Below are 18,236 nucleotides of genomic sequence, written 5' to 3'. Positions count from 1 at the left end.
CTACGCGCTGCGAGGTGAAGCGGTGAGCATCCCGGGCCAGCAGGCGGCAGACGCCCTGGTCCGGCGGATCGGTGTGTCCATCGACCCCGATCTGCTGGTGCTCGCCCTCACCCACCGCTCCTTCGCGTACGAAGCGGGTGGTCTGCCGACGAACGAGCGGCTCGAGTTCCTCGGGGACTCGGTGCTCGGCATCGTCGTGACCGACCACCTCTATCACGCGCACCCTGATCTGCCCGAGGGTGAGCTCGCCAAGATGCGCGCCGCCTGCGTCTCGCAGAAGTCGCTGGCCGTCGTCGCGCGTCAGATCGAGCTCGGTCCGTGCATCCTGCTCGGCAAGGGCGAGACCGCGACGGGCGGGTCCAACAAGGACTCGATCCTGTGCGACGCCTTCGAGGCGATCCTCGGCGCGGTCTATCTGACCCACGGGATCGAGACGTCCCGTGACGTCGTCATGCGCCTCGTCGGCCCGTCGCTCGCCGCCGCGGCCCGCTCGGGTGCCGCCCTGGATTGGAAGACCTCGCTCCAGGAGCGTTGCGCTGAGCTCGGGCTTCCGGCCCCTGTCTACGACGTGGAGGGCGAGGGCCCGGACCACGCCCGCGTGTTCACCGCCCGCGCCGTGGTCGACGGTCAGGTACGCGGACAGGGCACCGGCACTGCGAAGAAGCACGCCGAGCAGGAGGCCGCCGCGGCCGCCTATGCGTCTCTTGAGGACGCGCCCGCCGAGGTCGGCACCGCTGCCGCGTCCCAAGCCTGATCCGGATCGCGTTCGCAATGAACGTGCGCTCGCATGCCTGAGCTGCCCGAGGTGGAGACCGTCCGCACCGGTCTCGAGTCCCTGATCCTTCACACGGCCATCCGTGCCGTGGATATCCGCCGCGACAGCTGCGTGAGGCTTCTGCCTGGCGGGGCCTCCGAGTTCGCCGCCGAGACGCTCGGCCTCCAGGTCACGGAGGCCGCCCGGCGCGGCAAGTTCCTCTGGCTGACGCTCGCGGACCTCGCGGATCCCGGCCGTCCTGTGACATCCCTGAGCGCCCACCTGGGCATGTCGGGCCAGTTCAGAGTGCACGACGGCGCGTGGACCGACGCGCCCGAGCCGCACCGCCACTGCCGTGCCCGACTCTCGCTCGAGCGAGCCGACGGGGCTCAGCTCACCCTCGATTTCCTGGATCAGCGCACGTTCGGCTACCTCCACGCGGAGCCGTTCGTCGCGACAGTCGACGGACGAGTCGCGGGACAGGGCACGGTGCATCCGCTGCTCCCGGTCTCGGTCGCGCACATCGGCCGCGACGCGCTCGACCCCGAGCTGGACCCGCAGGCGACGGCGCGCGCGTGGCGTCGCGGATCGCGCGGGGTCAAGCAGGTGCTCCTGGATCAGACAGCAGTGAGCGGCATCGGCAACATCTACGCCGACGAGGCGCTGTGGCTCGCGCGCTTGCACCCGGAACGCCCCGCCCACGCGGTGACGGCCCCACAAGCGCGTGCCCTGCTCGACGCCGTGCGGGCGGTGATGGGCGACGCGCTCGCGCAGGGCGGCACGAGCTTCGACGCGCTGTACGTGAACGTCAACGGCGAGTCTGGGTACTTCGACAGGTCACTGCACGCCTACGGCAGGGCGGGGGAGCCGTGCGACAGGTGTGGGCGGCCCCTGCATCGGGCGGTCATCGGCGGGCGCTCCACGCACTGGTGCGCGACGTGTCAACGACGCTGGGTGAGGAAACCCAGGATCGACGCTGTCTAGCGCTACCATCGAGGCATGTCCGACATCACAGTCCTCGTCCTCGACGACCATGAGGTCGTGCGCCGCGGCATCTGCGACATCCTCGACCGCGCTGACGGCATCACCGTCGTCGCCGAGGCGTCGTCCGTCGCGCAGGCCACCCGCCGTGCCGACGCCGTCCGCCCGCAGGTCATCCTGTCCGACCTCCGTCTTCCCGACGGCACCGGACTGGACGTGATCCAGCACGTGCGTGAGAAGCTGCCGGACACGCGCGTCGTGGTTCTCACCAGCTATGACGACGACGACGCGAAGGCGGCTGCGCGCTCTGCGGGCGCCGACGTGTTCCTTGCGAAGACCGCGAGCAGCGCCGAGGTGCTCCAGGCGGTGAAGGACGCGGCTACCGGCCGCGAGCACGGCCAGCACATCGACGTGCACGAGGACGACATGCTGTCGCGCCTCACGCCCATGGAGCGTCGCGTGCTGACCCTCGTGGGCCAGGGGCTCGCGAACCGCGAGATCGCCACGGAGCTCGGCATCGCCGAGAAGACCGTGAAGAACCACGTGACGAGCGTGCTCGCCAAGATGGGTCTGCAGCGTCGTACACAGGTCGTCGCCTGGGCGACGGCGCGTCGCGCGCAGTCCTTCCGCGGCTAAGCCTCCACGTTCCATTCCGCGGCGGTCCCAGGACGCGCAGCCGCGGGACGCACGGGGGAGAGGGTGAACGTGCCCTGACGGCGGATCGCCCTGTTCGCCAGGTTCGAGGTGCCGGAGTGGCGCTTGGTCGCTCCAGCGGGCCCCACGCCGTCGTCCGTGATGGTGATGATGAACCGGCCGGGGGGCGCCGCGATCGACACTGTCACGGCCGTCGCCTCCGCATGGCGCGCCACGTTGGAGAGCAGTTCACGGACCACGGCGACGGCGTCGTCCGAGAGCGTCGGATCTGCCGCGGTCGCGGTGGCGACGTCCTCCCAGCTGACCACCACGCGAGGCGTGAAGCCAAGAGAGTCCTGGGCGAGCACGAACTCGCGGCGCAGTCGCTCGGACAGCGGCTCTGAGGTGCGCTCGCCGGCGAGGGTGCCCATCACTGAGCGCACCTCGCGCTGCGCACGCTTCACGTGGTCCAGCGTCGACAGCAGTCGTGGCCTGAACTCGGCGGGCACGTTCGAGGCGATGGTCTCGAGCTGGATCGCGGTGGCGAACAGCTCCTGCGACACGAAGTCGTGGAGGTCGTCGGCGATCCGTTCGCGCTCCTCGAGCATGTGAGACACGTTCTTGACGTGCGCGAGCTCGGCGAAGGACAGGGCCATCGCCGCCTGGCTCGCGAAGCGCTGCGCAGTCTCGAGGTTGTTCTGGTCGAAGGCCGCCATACCTGGTTCCCGCCACAGCATGAGGAGCCCTGACGTCTTCCCCTCGGAGTGCAGGGGAGCGTACAGCGTGGGCCCGAAGGCGCGCACGGCGGGCAGCACCGTCCCGCCCGGGGGCTCGGCGGCGACGACGCCCTCACCTGACCGGATGATGGTCAGCGCGTGGCCGTCCGCCGGCAGCACCTGGCCGAGCAGCTCGTCGGCCCTGTTGCCGAGCGTGAACTCCATGACCCATTCCTCGCCCACTCCGGGAAGGACGAGCGCTGCCGAGGTGGCGCCGGCGAGCTCGGTCGCGGCCTGAACGATCCGCTCGAATGCCTCCTCGTCGCCGGGGTCGGCGAGCAGCTGCGTGGTGATGTCCTGGGACGCGGTGAGCCACTTCTCGCGGGCGAGCGCCGCCTCGTAGAGCTGGGCGTTGTCGATCGCCGACGCGGCGGCCGCGGCGAGCGCCAGCACGATCTGCTGGTCCCGCGCAGTGAACCCGCCCTCCTTGCTCGCGAGGTACAGGTATCCGAAGAGCTCGCCGCGGACGACGAGGGCGGCGCCGAGGAAGGACCCCATGGGCGGGTGGCCCGGCGGCAGGCCCTGGAAGGCGGGGTGCTCGGTGAGCTCGTCGATGACGAGGCAGCCGTCGAGCGGGATCGTGGCCAGGGTGCCGACGGCGTTCGGCGCGCGCCCGATGTGGGCCATCACGCCCTTGGGCACTCCGTTGTAGTGGAACTCGACGGAGATCCCGTCGGCGTCGAGGATGTTGATGGCGGCCATGCGCGCGCCGGTGTGCACCGTCGCGGCGGCGAGGAAGCTGTCGAGCACCTCGTTCAGGTCCAGCCGGTTCATCCCTACGATGGCATCGGTCAGCACGTCGGACACCGGCAGTCTCTCCTCACCCACGCAGGTCAACCCGCCTCTCCGCGTATCCAAGCGGGGACTCGTGATGCGTGACGAGCACCACGATACGGCCCTCCGCCTTCAGTCTGGTGACCACCGCGCGCAGCGCGTCCTGGCCGTCCTTGTCCAGGTGCTCCGCCGGCTCGTCGATGAGGAGCACGGGAGCGGGGTGGAGCATGGTGCGTGCGAGCAGGAGCCGCCGGCGTTCACCACCGGAGACCGTGTGCCCGCCTGAGCCGATCATCGTGTCGAGGCCGTCTGGGAGCGCCGCGATCCAGCGGTCGAGCCCCACAGCGGCGAGCGCCTCGGCGGCCTCGTCGGCCGTGACGTCTCCGCGTGCGACCCTGAGGTTCTCCAGCACGGTCGTCTCGAAGACGTGAGCGTCCTCTGCGGTGAGCGCGATGCGGTGGCCCGTGTCGGCGGGGGTGACCGCTGCGCCGTCGAGCAGTGCGCTGCCCTCGTGGGGTGGGATCGCACCCGCGATCGCGAGCAGCAGCGTCGACTTGCCGATGCCCGACGGCCCGACGATCGCGAGCGTCTCACCCGGGTGCAGCTCGGCGCTGATGGGCCTGGTGGGGGTCATGCCTGGCCACGCGACCGAGAGCCGGTCGAGGGTCAACGTCCCCACTCGCGGGTCCGTCCGGTTCTCGACGTGCGGGGCTGCATCCGCGTCGTCTGCAGGCGTGTTGTCAGCGGGCTTCGACGCGCCGGTCGTCGCCGCGAAGGCGGTGCCCGCGAGCGGCGTGGTCAGCTCCTGGATGCGGCGCGCGGCAGCGCGCGAGCGGTACAGCTGCTGCACGGCCGCGGGCACGGCGCCTACGGCCTCGAAAGCGGCAAGGGGGAGAAGTGCGACGACAGTTCCCCAGGGGCCGGAGACCTGCCCCGAGTCGATGGCGACGACGGCCAGCCACACTCCGCCGATGATGGCGAGCCCTTGGCTGACGGTGAGCAGCGCCGCGGCCGCGGAGGCGGGCCGGGCCTCGGCCTCAAGCGCGGCCTCAGCATCCCGGTTCGCGTGCTCCACCCGCGCGAGCGACTCGGAAGTGGTGCCCCAGATCCTGTGCTCGGAGGCCGACTCGATGGCGGCGAGCGAGGTCGCGGCCACCTCTGCGTGAGCCTTCACCCCCGCCTCGGCGGCGATGCGGGCCTGGCGCGCGGTGAGAGCGGCCGTACCGAAGCCGGCGAGTGCAAGACAGCCCGCGAGCACGAGCCCGGCCACGGGGATGATCGCTGTCACGATGCCGACGGAGATCAGGCTCACCGTGACGGCGACGCCGGTGGGCACGATCGCACGGACGACGGCGTCCCCCACCGAGTCGAGGTCGGTGCCGATCCTCGCGACGATGTCGCCGCGGCTCAGGGTGAGGACTCGTCCGGCCCCGGCCGCGGCGAGTCGTTCGTAGGTGCGTTCGCGCAGCTCGACCATGCCGCGCAGCGCGGTGTCGTGGCTCGCGAGGCGCTCCAGGTAGCGGAAGAGTCCGCGTGAGATGCCGAAGAACCTCACGATCACCGCAGCGAGGGCGAGATCGGCCGGGGAAGGCATCTCCGCGGCCTTCGCGATCAGCCAGGCGGCGACGGCGGAGAGGCCGACGGCGGAGCCGAGCGCCATGGTTCCCGCGAGAACGGCGCGGATGACCGGCCACGTGCGGATCCCGGTGCTGCGGAGCGCATCACGGAGCGCTGCGGAGGCCCCTGGCGTGGGCGCCTCCCGACGTGTCGTCTCGGCGGTGACGCTCATGCCGACACCTCCGTGATCTCGCGCGACTCCACGGTCAGGACCTCGTCCGCCGCGTGCACGACGTCGGGTTCGTGGGTGGCGACGACGACGGTGGCGCCGGACGCGGCGAGCGCGCGCATCCTCTCGACGATCTGGTCGCGGGAGTCAGGGTCGAGGTGCGCGGTGGGCTCGTCCAGGAGCAGCACGGGCCGTCCGGACTCGAAGGCCCGGTCGAGAGCCACCCGTTGGCGCTGCCCGAGCGAGAGCGTGCGCCCGGCGGGCCCGAGGTCGGGCCGCTGGGGGACCCAGGCGATCTGCTTGGCCCAACCGTCGGCATCGACGAGCAGGGCGCCGTCCTGGGCGACGACCTCGGCGTCACGTTCTGGCGCGTCGTCAGCCGCACTGCCGGTCTCGAGGGAGATGCGTCCCGCGGTGGGCGGGAGCAGCCCTGCGAGAGCGAGCAGGAGCGTCGACTTGCCCGAGCCGTTGGCTCCGACGATCGCTGTGAGGGTTCCAGGCGAGCAGCGCACGTCGGCGCCGGAGGGGGCCTCGCGCACGCCGTCGGGCGTCGCGATGCCGACGCCGGTGACGACGATCGCGCCTCGTGCGGCATCGGGCGCGGGAGCGTCGCCGCCCATGGCAGGCAGAGGCTCGTCGAGGATCTCGAAGGCCGCGTCGGCGGCGGCCAGGCCGTCTGCGGACGCGTGGAAGTGGGTGCCGACGTTGCGTACGGGCAGGTACACCTCGGGCGCGAGGATCAGCACTGCCAGCGCGGTCTCGATGCCGATTCCGCCCTCGACCAGTCGGAAGCCCATCGTGACCGCGACGATCGCGACAGCGAGCGTCGTCAGCAGCTCGAGCACCATCCCTGACAGGAAGGCGACCCGCAACGACCCCATGGTCGCCTTGCGGTGCGCCTCACCGAGCTCTCGCACTCGCGCGGCGGGGCCGCGCTCACGTCCGAGGGCCTTGAGGGTGGGGACGCCTGCGATGAGGTCGAGAGTGCGGGCTCCCAGCGTCTGCATCGCCTTGAGGTGCTTCTCCGAACGCTCACGGGTGACCAGGCCCACGAGGATCATGAAGATCGGCACCAGAGGCAGCGTCAGTGTGACGATCAGCGCGGAGAGCCAGTCGAGGCCCAGCACCAGCACGATGAGGATCGGGGTGAGGGTCGAGGCCAGCGCGAGCTGGGGCAGGTAGCGCACGAAGTAGGGCAGCAGGTCGTCGAGACCGCGGCTCACGACGGTCACCACGTCGGCGCCACGGCCGGAGGCGATCCATCGCGGACCCATCGCCGCAGCGTGGGCGACCACCTGCGAACGCAGCTCGGAGATGACCTGGGCGCCAGCGCGGTGCGCGAGCCGCTCCTGCAGCCAGGAGGTGAGGGTGCGCAGCGCGATCACTCCGGCGAGCAGAGGCAGGCCGGACGACAGTTCACGTGCGGAGGTGGGGACGAGCGTGCCGAGCCATCCCAGCCCGTCGCCGGTGAGCGGCGTCGGCGCCAGCACGGGAGCCAGCATGCGGGCGATCAGGAGTGCCTGGACGGCGACGAGCAGGGCCGTGAGAAGGCCCAGGCCCGCCGTTACGAGGATGTAGCGGCGGGCCGGGCCGATCCGCACGACCAGGCGCGGATCGATGGGTTTCATCCAGAGAGGCTACTTCTTGAAGAAGGTCAGCTCGTTGTGCTCCGGGATGTTGTCCGTGCTGATGCGACGGCGGAACACCCAGTAGGACCACGCCTGGTAGGCGAGCACGATCGGCGTCATGATCACGGCGACCCATGTCATGACGGTGAGCGTGTAGTCCGTGGACGACGCGTTGTCGACCGTGAGCGAGAACTGCGGGTCGATCGACGAGGGCATCACGTCGGGGTACATCGAGCCGAAGATCAGCACGACGGCGCCGACGATCACGACCGCGTTGGCGACGAACGCCTTGCCGAAGCTCTCGGTACGGGTGAACCACGCCACCGCGGCGAGGCCCAGTGCGGCGACCAGGACGGCCGCCCAGGTCCATGCGACCGAGTAGGCGAGCTGCGTCCAGATGGCCCAGACCGCAGCGAGCGCGAGCGCCACCACCGAGATCTTCTTCGCGAAGTCACCTGCGCGCTTCGAGAAGTCGCCCGAGGTCTTGAGCGCGAGGAAGATCGCGCCGTGCGACAGGAACAGGGCCAGCGTCACCAGACCGCCCAGGAGGGCGAACGGGCTGAGCAGGTCGAAGAAGTTGCCGACGTACTCGAGCCTGCCGTCGACCTCCTCGATCGGCACACCGCGCACCAGGTTGGCGAACGCGACGCCCCACAGGATCGAGGGGATCCATGCCGAGCCGATGATCGCCCAGTCCCAGCGCTGGCGCCACTTCGGGTCGTTGATCTTGCCGCGGTACTCGATCGCGACGGCGCGCACGATGAGCGCCAGGAGGATGAGCAGCAGCGGCAGGTAGAACCCTGAGAAGAGCGTGGCGTACCACTCGGGGAAGGCCGCGAAGGTGGCGCCACCGGCGGTGAGCAGCCAGACCTCGTTGCCGTCCCAGACGGGGCCGATGGTGTTGAGCGCGACGCGGCGCTCCTTGTTGTCCTTCGCGAGCAGGCCCATGAGCATGCCGACGCCGAAGTCGAAGCCTTCGAGGACGAGGTATCCGGTCCACAGGACCGCGATGAGGACGAACCAGATCAGTGCGAGATCCATGTCAGGGACTCCTTAGTACGCGAAGGACAGGGGACGGGAGCCGTCCTCGTCGATCGTGGGCTCCTCGACCTGCGGCGCGCCTTCGACGGCGTACCGCTGGATGAGCTTGAACCAGAACACGCCGAGGATCGCGTAGACCACGGTGAACACGACGAGCGAGAAGGCGACCTCTCCTGCGGAGACGCTGGGGGAGTAGCCCGCCTGCGTGAGGAGCATCACCATGTCGACGCCGTCCGGGTTGGGGGCGACGACGAACGGCTGACGTCCCATCTCGGTGAAGATCCAGCCGAAGCTCGCGGCAAGGTAAGGCATCGGCAGCGAGATGAGCGCGAGAGCCTTCATCCATGGCTTGGTGGTGATGCCGCCCTTGCGCGTGAACCACAGGATGGTGAGCGCGAGCGCTGCGGAGAACGCCGCGAGCCCGATCATGAGGCGGAACGACCAGTAGGTGACCAGGAGGTTCGGTCGGTACTCGATCTCCTCACCTGCGGCGTCGGTCGCGCCGTAGCGCTCGGCGTACTCGCTCTGGAGGTCGTTGATGCCTCGGACCTCGCCGTCCCAGTCACCGGTGAACAGGAAGGACGTGAGTCCCGGGATCTCGATGAAGTGCGTCACGGAGTCCGGGTCGTCCCCGGCGAGGTTTCCGAGCGCGAAGAGCGAGAAGGAGGCCCCGGTCTCGGTCGCCATGAGGCCTTCCGCGGCCGCCATCTTGATCGGCTGCTGCTCGGCCAGGAGCTTGCCCTGGACGTCTCCGGTGATGATGACCGCGACGCCGGCGAGCAGCATCGTGACGGCTCCGAACCGGGCTGCGGTGCGGTACATCGGCAGGTCGCCGTGGTTCGCGTCCTCGCGGTGCCTCTTGACCATCCAGTAGACGGCGATGCCGGCGACGAAGGTGCCCGAGACGAGGAACGCCGTCGCGATCACGTGCGGGAAGGCGGCGAGCGTCGTGTTGTTCGTGAGGACCTCGAGGATCGAGTTCATCTCGGCGCGGCCGGTCTCCGGGTTGTAGTCGGCGCCCACGGGGTGCTGCATCCACGAGTTCGCGGCGATGATGAAGTACGCCGAGAGGGTGGAGCCGATCGCGAAGAGCCACAACGTGAGCAGATGAAGCTTCTTGGGGAGCTTGTCCCATCCGAAGATCCACAGTCCCAGGAACGTGGACTCGAGGAAGAACGCGAGCAGCGCCTCCATCGCGAGCGGTGCGCCGAAGATGTCGCCGACGAATCGCGAGTAGTTGGACCAGTTCATGCCGAACTGGAACTCCTGCACGATTCCGGTCGCGACTCCGAGCGCGAAGTTGATGAGCAGCAGCTTGCCGTAGAACTTCGTGAGCCTCAGCCACTTCTCCTTGCCCGTGCGCACCCACGCGGTCTGCATGATCGCGACGAGGATCGACAGGCCGATGGTGAGCGGGACGAGCACGAAGTGGTAGACGGTGGTGATGCCAAACTGCCAGCGGGCAAGCTCGAGCGCCTCCATGCCGGGGACCTCCTTTGGTAGATACGTCAGAAAACTACCTGGGGGACCATCGTCCCGGGTCGGGACAAAGGTCCCGGCGGAGGGCGTCGATCCAGGAATTTCAGTGTCGCATCCCGGGAACCCTTCGACGTACAGAGGCGTCCGTGCAGGCGCGTCGAGATGAGCCTGAGCGGTCGATCCGCACGTGACCTTCGGGCGCGTCGCCGAGGCCTCGGCGTGCGTGACGGGCGGGGCTCCTGTGAATCGGTCACCTTCTATGACACAATGGTGAACAGGTCAGCATCCGCCCACACCGGATGCAAACCGCGCGACAGACGCAGCGACTGCGTTGCCGCCGGTCCTGACAGGATCCCGCACGGCTACAGCCGCAAGCGGCGACATCGGGGGCGCGGCGCACGTAAGGCGCCGCTGTAAGCCGCGACCGACAGACTTCCGCGGTCACAGACGTGAACCGCGACCGACGACCAGTTCGCGGCCGGGTGTGGCCGGCCTGAACTTGAGGTACCCGCATTGAGCGAGGAGAACACCACACCGGCAGCAGCACTGGTCTTCCAGGCTCCTGAGCCCCCCAAACCGCGACGCGCCTCCGCGCCCGCCGGGCCGCCGCAGGTCGAGTCGAAGCCTGCCGACGCCGCGCCTGAGGCGCCGAAGTCCGAGTCACCTCAGAAGAAGGACTCCGACGCGCCGGCGGACAAGCCGAAGAAGAAGAAGTCGTCGGGCGCCAAGAAGAAGAAGCCGAAGGCGGAGCCCGCCGACTCCGGCGACGCGAAGAAGTCCGAGGCAGCCGACAAGGCCGCCGACGCCAAGGCCGAGCCGCAGGACGGCGCGTCCTCGGACGAGTCGGGCGCCAACGGAGAGCCCTCCGGCGATGGCGAGCAGGGCGAGGGCGGCGGCAACCGTCGTCGCCGCCGCCGTGGCGGACGTGGCCGGGGCAAGAAGCGCCCCGAGGGCGAGGCCGGAAACGAGAGCGACGAGCAGGGCTCCGAGGACGACGCGCCCGCCGAGCAGGCGTCCAGCGACGAGTCGTCGTCAGACGACGAGTCCACCGAAGGCTCCGATGGCGGAGAGGGCGGTGGCTCCCGTCGCCGTCGCCGGCGCAGCCGCGGATCGCGATCCGGCTCCGGCTCGAGCGGCTCGTCGTCGAACGAGGACCAGCTCCAGGGATCGACGCGCCTGCAGGCCAAGCGTCAGCGGCGCCGTGACAACCGTGACGGCTCGCGTCGTCGCCCCGTCATCTCCGAGGCCGAGTTCCTCGCCCGCCGCGAGTCGGTGAAGCGCTCGATGGTGGTGCGCGAGAAGGACCACCGCGTGCAGATCGCCGTGCTCGAGGACGACATCCTCGTCGAGCACTACGTCTCCCACCAGGCGCAGCAGTCCATGGCGGGCAACGTCTACCTGGGCCGCGTGCAGAACGTGCTGCCCGGCATGGAGGCGGCGTTCGTCGACATCGGCCGCGGACGCAATGCCGTCCTCTACGCGGGCGAGGTCAACTGGGATGCCGCCGGACTTGAGGGCAAGGCCAAGAGGATCGAGCTCGCGCTCAAGCCGGGCGACCAGGTCATGGTGCAGGTCACCAAGGACCCGATCGGGCACAAGGGTGCACGCGTCACCTCGCAGATCTCCCTCGCGGGCCGCTTCCTCGTGTACGTCCCCGCGGGCGGCGTCACCGGCATCTCCAGGAAGCTTCCCGACACCGAGCGCGCGCGCCTCAAGAAGCTGCTGCGCGAGGTCATCCCCTCCGACGCCGGCGTGATCGTGCGCACCGCGGCTGAGGGAGCCTCGGAGGAGGAGCTGCGCGCCGACGTCGAGCGGCTCAAGCGCCAGTGGCAGACCATTCAGGACGAGGCCGGCTCCGGCAAGGCCCCCAAGCTGCTGCGCGGTGAGCCCGACATGGCCATCCGCGTGGTGCGTGACATCTTCAACGAGGACTTCGACTCGCTCACCATCCAGGGCGACGACACGTGGAACTCGCTGTCCATGTACGTCCAGCAGGTCGCGCCCGACCTCATGGAGCGCCTGCACAAGTACACCTCCGAGGGCGACGTCTTCGCGGACTCCCGCATCGACGAGCAGCTCGCGAAGGGCATGGACCGCAAGGTGTGGCTGCCGTCGGGTGGATCCCTCGTGATCGACCGCACCGAGGCCATGACGGTCATCGACGTCAACACGGGCAAGTTCGTCGGCAAGGGCGGCACGCTCGAGGAGACGATGACGCTCAACAACCTCGAGGCGGCCGAGGAGATCGTCCGCCAGCTGAGGCTGCGCGATATCGGCGGCATCATCGTCATCGACTTCGTGGACATGCTCCTCGAGGCCAACCGTGACCGCGTGCTGCGGCGCCTCATCGAATGCCTGGGCCGCGACCGCACCAAGCATCAGGTGGCTGAGGTCACCTCGCTCGGACTCGTCCAGATGACGCGCAAGCGCGTCGGGCAGGGCCTCGTTGAGGCGTTCTCCGAGACGTGCGACCACTGCAAGGGCCGCGGCTTCCTCGTCCACGGCGAGCCCGTGGCGGAGGCGAGCGAGAAGCAGCCCGAGGCACGTCGCTCGCGTGGAGGCCGCAACCGCTCCGGCAGCGGTAACGGCAACGGCAAGGGCAACGCCGCTCAGAAGCAGGAGGAGCATTCCCACGCCGAGCCGCCCAAGGGTGAGACCCACGCGCTCGACGACCGCGAGGATGCGCGCGCGCAGGTGAAGGCCACGCTCGCGTCGATCGCAGCGGCTGCGGAGAAGGCGCACCACGAGGGCGAGCACCACGAGGATGCGGGCGAGGTCCCGGTCATCGACATCGAGCTGCCCGGCGCCGAGATCGTCGAGGTCGAGCCTGCGGTCGACCAGGCTTCCACTGAAGGCGTGACTCCTGAGGAGGGCTCCACGCCGGGTCCCGACGAGGAGCCGAACGCCGGCTGATCCGGCCGCCTCGGGCCGACGCTGATCGGCCCGGGCGAGCCGGTTTGACCGGCGGTACCGGCAGCGGGTAATCTAGACCGTCGGCGCGACAGCGCCTCAAAGCCCTGCCTGCGCCCTCTGGGGAGCGGCTGCGGCAGGACAGGGTCCCAAAAGATCCACGACCACGAGTTTCAAGAGGAAAGACACATCATGGTGTACGCGATTGTGAAGGCCGGTGGCCGCCAGGAGAAGGTCTCCGAGGGCGACGTCATCGTCGTTGACCGTCTCAAGGCTGAGGCTGGCTCGACCGTCGAGCTCGCCCCCGTGCTGCTCGTCGACGGTGACAAGGTCACGTCGGACGCCAAGGCGCTCGGCAAGGTCAAGGTGACCGCCGAGGTCGTCCGCAACGAGCGCGGCGAGAAGATCGACATCCTCAAGTACAAGAACAAGACCGGCTACCGCAAGCGCATCGGCCACCGTCAGGAGCTCACGCGCCTGAAGGTCACGGGCATCAAGTAAGGCGAGGAGACACTCATGGCACACAAGAAGGGCGCGAGCTCCTCGCGCAACGGTCGCGATTCGAACGCGCAGTACCTCGGCGTGAAGCGCTTCGGCGGTCAGGCCGTCAACGCGGGCGAGATCATCGTGCGTCAGCGCGGCACCCACTTCCACCCCGGTGAGAACGTGGGCCGCGGCAAGGACGACACCCTGTTCGCCCTGTCCGCCGGTTCGGTGGCGTTCAACCAGCGTCGTGGCCGTAAGGTCGTCGACGTCGTGGCGGGCGAGTAACAGCCGCACCACAGTCTTTCTCTCGTCAGGGGCGCGCCGACAGGCAGCGCCCCTGACGTGTCTCTAGGCTCAGAAGGAGCCGATGACGCGGCGCGCGCTCGATCGCGCTGCCCACCAGGCCGATTCCGGCCCCGACGGAAGGGAACCACCATGGCGAGCTTCGTCGACAGGGTGACCCTGCACGTGACTGCAGGCAAGGGCGGCCACGGCGTCGCATCGGTTCATCGTGAGAAGTTCAAGCCGCTCGGCGGGCCCGACGGCGGCAACGGCGGCCGCGGCGGTTCGGTCATCCTGCGGGTGGACCCGCAGGTCACGACGCTGCTGGACTACCACCACGCGCCTCACCGCACCGCGGAGAACGGCAAGCAGGGTGCAGGCGACATGAGGCACGGCGCCAACGCGCAGGACCTCATCCTCGGCGTGCCGAACGGGACGATCGTCAAGTCTGGCGACGGCGAGGTCCTGACCGACCTGGTCGGCGAGGGTGCCGAGATCGTCATCGCGGAGGGCGGACGCGGAGGACTCGGCAACGCTGCCCTCGCAACCACCAAGCGCAAGGCGCCTGGCTTCGCGCTTCTGGGAGAGCCCGGTGAGGAGGCGTCGGTCGTCCTCGAGCTCAAGTCGATCGCCGACGTGGCGCTCGTCGGGTATCCGAGCGCCGGCAAGTCCTCTCTGATCGCCGCGATGAGCCGCGTGCGACCGAAGATCGCCGACTACCCGTTCACGACGCTGGTGCCCAACCTCGGCGTCGTGGAGGCCGGCGGTAAGCGCTTCACGATGGCGGACGTGCCCGGCCTGATCGAGGGCGCCTCCGAGGGCAAGGGCCTGGGCCACGACTTCCTTCGGCACATCGAGCGCTGCTCGGTGATCGCCCACGTGCTGGACACCGCCACGCTCGAGAGCGACCGCGACCCGGTGAAGGACCTCGAGGTCATCTCCGGTGAGCTGCGGGCGTACTCGACCGACGACGCGATCAGCGGCGTGCCGCTCGCCGAGCGCCCGCAGGTGATCATCCTCAACAAGATCGACATCCCCGACGGCCGCGAGTTGGCGGAGATGGTGCGCCCGGACCTCGAGGCGCTCGGCATGCCGATCTTCGAGGTGAGCGCGGTGAGCCACGAGGGGCTGAAGGAGCTCGGCTACGCCCTTGCCGCGATGGTGGCGGAGGAGCGCGCCAAGATGCCTGAGATCGAGAAGGCGCCGGTGGTGCTGCGTCCCAAGTCGGTGGACGACTCGGGCTTCACGATCACGCACGTGCGCGATGGTGCGGAGGACTACTTCCAGGTGCGGGGCTCCAAGGTCGAGCGCTGGGTGCGTCAGACGAACTTCGCGAACGACGAGGCCGTCGGCTATCTCGCGGACCGTCTTGCCCGCGCTGGCGTCGAGGAAGGGCTCTTCAAGGCAGGAGCGGTGCCTGGCAGCGAGGTCGTGATCGGCGCACGCGAAGGTGGCGTCGTGTTCGACTGGGAGCCGACGATGGCCTCCGGTGCGGAGCTGCTCGGCTCGCGCGGATCGGACCTCAGGCTCGAGGAGCACGACCGCGCGCACCGCGCGACGCGCGCGGAGAAGCGTCGGGAGCACAAGGAGCGGATGGACGCGAAGAGCGCCGCCCGCGAGCAGCTGTGGACCGAGCGCGACGCGGGCCACTGGACCGACCCGTCCAAGGACGACGGGGAGATCTGACACCATTGAGCCAGCCGACGCCATCATCGTGTCGGCGCTGGCGCGGTCGGCGCGCCGGTAGCGAACGGGAGGGCAAGTGACCGAGCACGCGCGCCACGCGGTGGCTCATGCCCGGCGCATCGTCGTGAAGGTGGGGTCCTCCTCGCTGACGGGCGCGCATGGTCACCTCGACGAGGGCCGACTCGGAGAGCTTGTGGATGTCCTGGCACGGGAGCGCCTCGCCGGTCGTGACGTCCTGCTGGTGACGTCGGGTTCCATCGCCGCCGGCATCGGCCCGCTCGGTCTCACCGCTCGTCCCACGAACCTCGATCTCCAGCAGGCTGCTGCGAGCGTCGGTCAAGGCAAGCTGATCCACGCCTACACGCAGGCGTTCGCGCGTCATGGCCTGGACGTGGGTCAGGTGCTCCTGACGTCGGATGACATGGTGCGGCGCGCTCACTACGGCAATGCGCGCAGGGCCCTCGAATCGCTGCTGTCGCTGGGCGTGGTGCCGATCATCAACGAGAACGACACGGTCGCCACCGACGAGATCAGGTTCGGAGACAACGACCGTCTCGCGTCGTTGGTGGCGACGGCGATCGCTGCGGACGCGCTCGTCCTCCTCACAGACGTCGACGCTCTCTACACGGCCGCGCCAGGATCGCCGGGCGCCCATCGGATCGCGGTGGTGCACGGGCCCGACGACCTGGGCGGGATCGACATCTCGCGGCGAGGGTCGTCGGTGGGCACGGGCGGCATGATCACGAAGGTCGAGGCCGCGTCCATCGCCACCACGTCCGGAGTGAACGTGGTCCTGGCCAGCGCGGCCGACGCCGGTCGCGCGATCGTCGGGGAGGACGTCGGGACGCTGTTCCTCCCGACGGGCAAGAGGGATACGACGCGGCTTCAATGGCTTGCGCACGCGGCACGCACACGGGGCGGGATCGTCCTGGACGACGGCGCGGTGAGGGCGGTGACGAGCCGACGCGCGTCTCTTCTCGCCGCAGGCGTGGTCGAGGTGCGGGGTCAGTTCGAGGCGGGCGAGCCCGTCGACCTGCTCGCCCTCGACGGCGCACTCGTCGCCCGCGGTTTCGCAGGGTTCTCCGCCGAGGAGGCTGAGCGCATGAAGGGCCTCAGCACTGACGCCCTCGGTGAGCAGCTCGGCGACCACTATGCGCGCGAGCTGATCCATATCGATCACCTCGTGGTGCTGTAGCCGCCGCTCAGGGTGTTCATCGGCCCGACACATCGTGTCGACCGCGGGGAAACCTCGGGGGAGTAGACACGGGTCATCCACCCGTACGCACCCTTCCACTCGGCGGAGAGCACCATGACACGCCCGTTGATCCAGAACGTCCTCGCGGCACAGCCTCCTGAGGTGGTGCGCGCGGAGGGGGTCTGGCTCTGGGACGCCGAGGGTAACCGCTACCTCGACGGGTGCAGCGGCGCCGTCGTGTCGGCGATCGGCCACAGTCATCCTCACGTCGTGCGCGCGATCGCAGCGCAGGCCGCGCGGGTGACCTACGCCCATCGGGGCGCGTTCACGAACGCCGCCGCGGAGGAGGTCGCGGCTCGCCTGTGTGAGCTGACCGGATTTGCGGGGGCGTGGCTCGTGGGCTCGGGATCTGAGGCCGTCGAGGCCGCGATGCAGTTCGCGCTCCAGTACCACCAAGAGCGAGGCGAGTCTGAACGGACCGTCTTCCTCTCGGCGAGAAAGGGCTATCACGGCAACACGCTCGGCGCCTTGTCGGCCTCGGGGCACGCCCGCCGCGCTGCGGTGTCGGGGATCGCGCTCGAGATTCCCGCGCTCCCCACAGGTGACGCGCTCCGGGACCACGGCGACCGGACGGAGGAGGAGTACGCCCAGGCGATGCTCGACGAGGCGCGTGCTGTCATCGCAGCGCAGGAGGACCGGCTCGCCGCGGTGCTGATCGAACCCGTCGGCGGCGCGACGCTCGGGGCGAGCACTCATCCGGCCGGCTACCTCGCGGGCCTGACAGAGCTCTGCCGAGAGGCGGGGGCGCTCTTCATCGCCGACGAGGTGCTGAGTGGGATGGGCCGCACGGGGACGGTCCTCGCATGCGAGCAGGAGAGCGTCGCGCCCGACATCGTGGCGATGGGGAAGGGCCTCGGTTCGGGATATGCGCCCGTGGCGGCGACCCTTGTCTCGCAGAAGGTGTTGACGGCGATCGCTGAGGGGACGGGAGTGGTGCTCGGCGGCCACACCTACGCGGGCAACCCTCTGACCGCAGCGACCGCGCTGGCGGTGCTTGAGGTGCTCGCGGAGGAGAACGTGATCGAGCGTGGGCGGGAAGCCGCCGTCATGGTCCGTGACGCGCTGGAGGCGCTCGCGCGCGAGCACCCTCTGATCCTCGAGGTGCGGGGCCGTGGCATGCTCCTCGCGCTCGAGCTCGATGCTGAGGGGCGTGCGCAGGGTGACGCGGTGCGGGAGTTCGCGAGCATCTGCATGAAGCACGGATTGATCCTGTATCCCGCGACCGGTGGGTTCGTCGACGCCGTGATCGTGTCCCCGCCGCTGACGATCACCTCCGTGGAGATAGCCCAGCTGGTGCAGATGCTCGGGTCCGCGCTGATCGAGCTGGCGGGTGCGCGTGAGGAGCCGCAGCCGGCACCCGCCTGAGAGCAGGGGCTTCACTGACGCGCAGTGTCACGTCTGAGTCCGGGCCGAGCGGTGGCTCACGGGCCACGCGCGGCGCAGCCGACAAATTTCGGCGGATCTACCAGGCACTTCGTTGAGACGCGCGAGAAATCTGGCGCGATTGGTCATGAGCACCTGAATGGCTCCTGTAGTGTTTTCCCCCGGAACGAAGTCGTCCGATGCGGTCGCTGAGACGATCCGAACGATGTACGATGGAGTTCCTCCACTCGAACCGGAGACACGCCGAAAGGCGAGTTGACAAGCCGGTGAGAATGGCTAAGATTGAAGGGTTGCCCCAAACGAGATTCGCAAGAATCACGGGAGCGGTGACCACCCTCCAATCAGGAAGCCGCGGAAACGCGGATTTGACTTCCTGAAGAAG

14 protein-coding genes are annotated in these 18,236 nt (G+C 69.3%); 9 read left to right on the top strand and 5 right to left on the bottom strand.

Going from position 1 to position 18,236, the window contains the following annotated elements:
* The first annotated feature begins 22 nt into the window (after positions 1–22).
* The 3 genes from rnc to QQX04_RS14135 are packed head-to-tail and all read left to right on the top strand — an operon-like array spanning position 23 to position 2,371.
* Entirely contained in the window at positions 23–754 is a 732-nt protein-coding gene (rnc, locus tag QQX04_RS14145) for a ribonuclease III (protein WP_301130308.1), read from the top strand.
* Between the two features lie 33 nt (positions 755–787).
* The gene (gene mutM, locus QQX04_RS14140) at positions 788–1,738 is read left to right on the top strand and encodes a bifunctional DNA-formamidopyrimidine glycosylase/DNA-(apurinic or apyrimidinic site) lyase (RefSeq protein WP_301130307.1); all 951 of its coding nucleotides are present in this window, start codon (positions 788–790) and stop codon (positions 1,736–1,738) included.
* Between the two features lie 15 nt (positions 1,739–1,753).
* Positions 1,754–2,371: a response regulator gene (locus QQX04_RS14135; RefSeq protein WP_301130305.1), complete on the top strand. Its 618-nt coding sequence runs from the start codon at positions 1,754–1,756 to the stop codon at positions 2,369–2,371.
* On the opposite strand, the gene QQX04_RS14130 is transcribed toward QQX04_RS14135, so the two are convergent.
* From QQX04_RS14130 to QQX04_RS14110, 5 genes are read right to left on the bottom strand one after another with little or no spacing between them, the layout of a single operon-like run.
* Positions 2,368–3,972, bottom strand: coding sequence for a GAF domain-containing sensor histidine kinase (locus QQX04_RS14130; RefSeq protein ID WP_301130304.1), 1,605 nt, complete (start codon positions 3,970–3,972; stop codon positions 2,368–2,370). The two genes, QQX04_RS14135 and QQX04_RS14130, sit on opposite strands and share 4 nt — an antisense overlap.
* Positions 3,965–5,707 (bottom strand): thiol reductant ABC exporter subunit CydC, encoded by a 1,743-nt coding sequence (gene cydC / locus QQX04_RS14125; protein WP_301130302.1) that lies wholly within the window; start codon positions 5,705–5,707, stop codon positions 3,965–3,967. Before cydC ends, QQX04_RS14130 begins: the two co-directional genes overlap by 8 nt.
* On the bottom strand, positions 5,704–7,332 hold the full coding sequence (locus QQX04_RS14120) for an ABC transporter ATP-binding protein/permease (protein WP_301130300.1): 1,629 nt from the start codon (positions 7,330–7,332) through the stop codon (positions 5,704–5,706). The genes cydC and QQX04_RS14120 overlap by 4 nt, the downstream gene beginning before the upstream one ends.
* A 9-nt stretch (positions 7,333–7,341) precedes the next feature.
* On the bottom strand, positions 7,342–8,373 hold the full coding sequence (cydB, locus tag QQX04_RS14115; RefSeq protein ID WP_301130298.1) for a cytochrome d ubiquinol oxidase subunit II: 1,032 nt from the start codon (positions 8,371–8,373) through the stop codon (positions 7,342–7,344).
* A 12-nt stretch (positions 8,374–8,385) separates the two neighbouring features.
* A complete protein-coding gene (locus QQX04_RS14110; RefSeq protein ID WP_301130296.1) occupies positions 8,386–9,855 on the bottom strand; it encodes a cytochrome ubiquinol oxidase subunit I in 1,470 nt (489 codons plus the stop codon).
* A 510-nt stretch (positions 9,856–10,365) separates the two neighbouring features.
* Here QQX04_RS14110 and QQX04_RS14105 point away from each other — a divergent pair.
* The 6 genes from QQX04_RS14105 to QQX04_RS14080 all read left to right on the top strand — a co-directional run bounded on the left by QQX04_RS14105 (position 10,366) and on the right by QQX04_RS14080 (position 17,836).
* Positions 10,366–12,765, top strand: a complete 2,400-nt coding sequence (locus QQX04_RS14105) for an Rne/Rng family ribonuclease (RefSeq protein ID WP_301130294.1) — start codon at positions 10,366–10,368, stop codon at positions 12,763–12,765.
* Between the two features lie 189 nt (positions 12,766–12,954).
* Positions 12,955–13,263, top strand: coding sequence for a 50S ribosomal protein L21 (gene rplU / locus QQX04_RS14100; protein WP_084073647.1), 309 nt, complete (start codon positions 12,955–12,957; stop codon positions 13,261–13,263).
* A 15-nt stretch (positions 13,264–13,278) separates the two neighbouring features.
* Positions 13,279–13,533 (top strand): 50S ribosomal protein L27, encoded by a 255-nt coding sequence (gene rpmA, locus QQX04_RS14095; protein WP_301130292.1) that lies wholly within the window; start codon positions 13,279–13,281, stop codon positions 13,531–13,533.
* Positions 13,534–13,683: 150 nt separating this feature from the next.
* Positions 13,684–15,216, top strand: a complete 1,533-nt coding sequence (obgE, locus tag QQX04_RS14090) for a GTPase ObgE (RefSeq protein WP_301130291.1) — start codon at positions 13,684–13,686, stop codon at positions 15,214–15,216.
* A gap of 76 nt (positions 15,217–15,292) precedes the next feature.
* On the top strand, positions 15,293–16,411 hold the full coding sequence (proB, locus tag QQX04_RS14085) for a glutamate 5-kinase (protein ID WP_301130289.1): 1,119 nt from the start codon (positions 15,293–15,295) through the stop codon (positions 16,409–16,411).
* A gap of 114 nt (positions 16,412–16,525) precedes the next feature.
* On the top strand, positions 16,526–17,836 hold the full coding sequence (locus QQX04_RS14080) for an aminotransferase family protein (RefSeq protein WP_301130287.1): 1,311 nt from the start codon (positions 16,526–16,528) through the stop codon (positions 17,834–17,836).
* Positions 17,837–18,236: the final 400 nt, after the last annotated feature.

This window comes from Demequina zhanjiangensis (assembly GCF_030418315.1).
In the GTDB taxonomy this organism is placed as follows: domain Bacteria; phylum Actinomycetota; class Actinomycetes; order Actinomycetales; family Demequinaceae; genus Demequina; species Demequina zhanjiangensis.
This window is presented reverse-complemented; position numbering and strand designations above follow the sequence as displayed.

What these genes read in the sequence shown, in the direction of transcription:
- mutM (WP_301130307.1), top strand. Translation starts at nt 788, where the DNA reads ATGCCTGAGCTGCCCGAGGTGGAGACCGTCCGCACCGGTCTCGAGTCC.
- QQX04_RS14135 (WP_301130305.1), top strand. Translation starts at nt 1,754, where the DNA reads ATGTCCGACATCACAGTCCTCGTCCTCGACGACCATGAGGTCGTGCGC.
- cydC (WP_301130302.1), bottom strand. Translation starts at nt 5,707, where the DNA reads ATGAGCGTCACCGCCGAGACGACACGTCGGGAGGCGCCCACGCCAGGG.
- QQX04_RS14120 (WP_301130300.1), bottom strand. Translation starts at nt 7,332, where the DNA reads ATGAAACCCATCGATCCGCGCCTGGTCGTGCGGATCGGCCCGGCCCGC.
- cydB (WP_301130298.1), bottom strand. Translation starts at nt 8,373, where the DNA reads ATGGATCTCGCACTGATCTGGTTCGTCCTCATCGCGGTCCTGTGGACC.
- QQX04_RS14110 (WP_301130296.1), bottom strand. Translation starts at nt 9,855, where the DNA reads ATGGAGGCGCTCGAGCTTGCCCGCTGGCAGTTTGGCATCACCACCGTC.
- rplU (WP_084073647.1), top strand. Translation starts at nt 12,955, where the DNA reads ATGGTGTACGCGATTGTGAAGGCCGGTGGCCGCCAGGAGAAGGTCTCC.
- rpmA (WP_301130292.1), top strand. Translation starts at nt 13,279, where the DNA reads ATGGCACACAAGAAGGGCGCGAGCTCCTCGCGCAACGGTCGCGATTCG.
- obgE (WP_301130291.1), top strand. Translation starts at nt 13,684, where the DNA reads ATGGCGAGCTTCGTCGACAGGGTGACCCTGCACGTGACTGCAGGCAAG.
- QQX04_RS14080 (WP_301130287.1), top strand. Translation starts at nt 16,526, where the DNA reads ATGACACGCCCGTTGATCCAGAACGTCCTCGCGGCACAGCCTCCTGAG.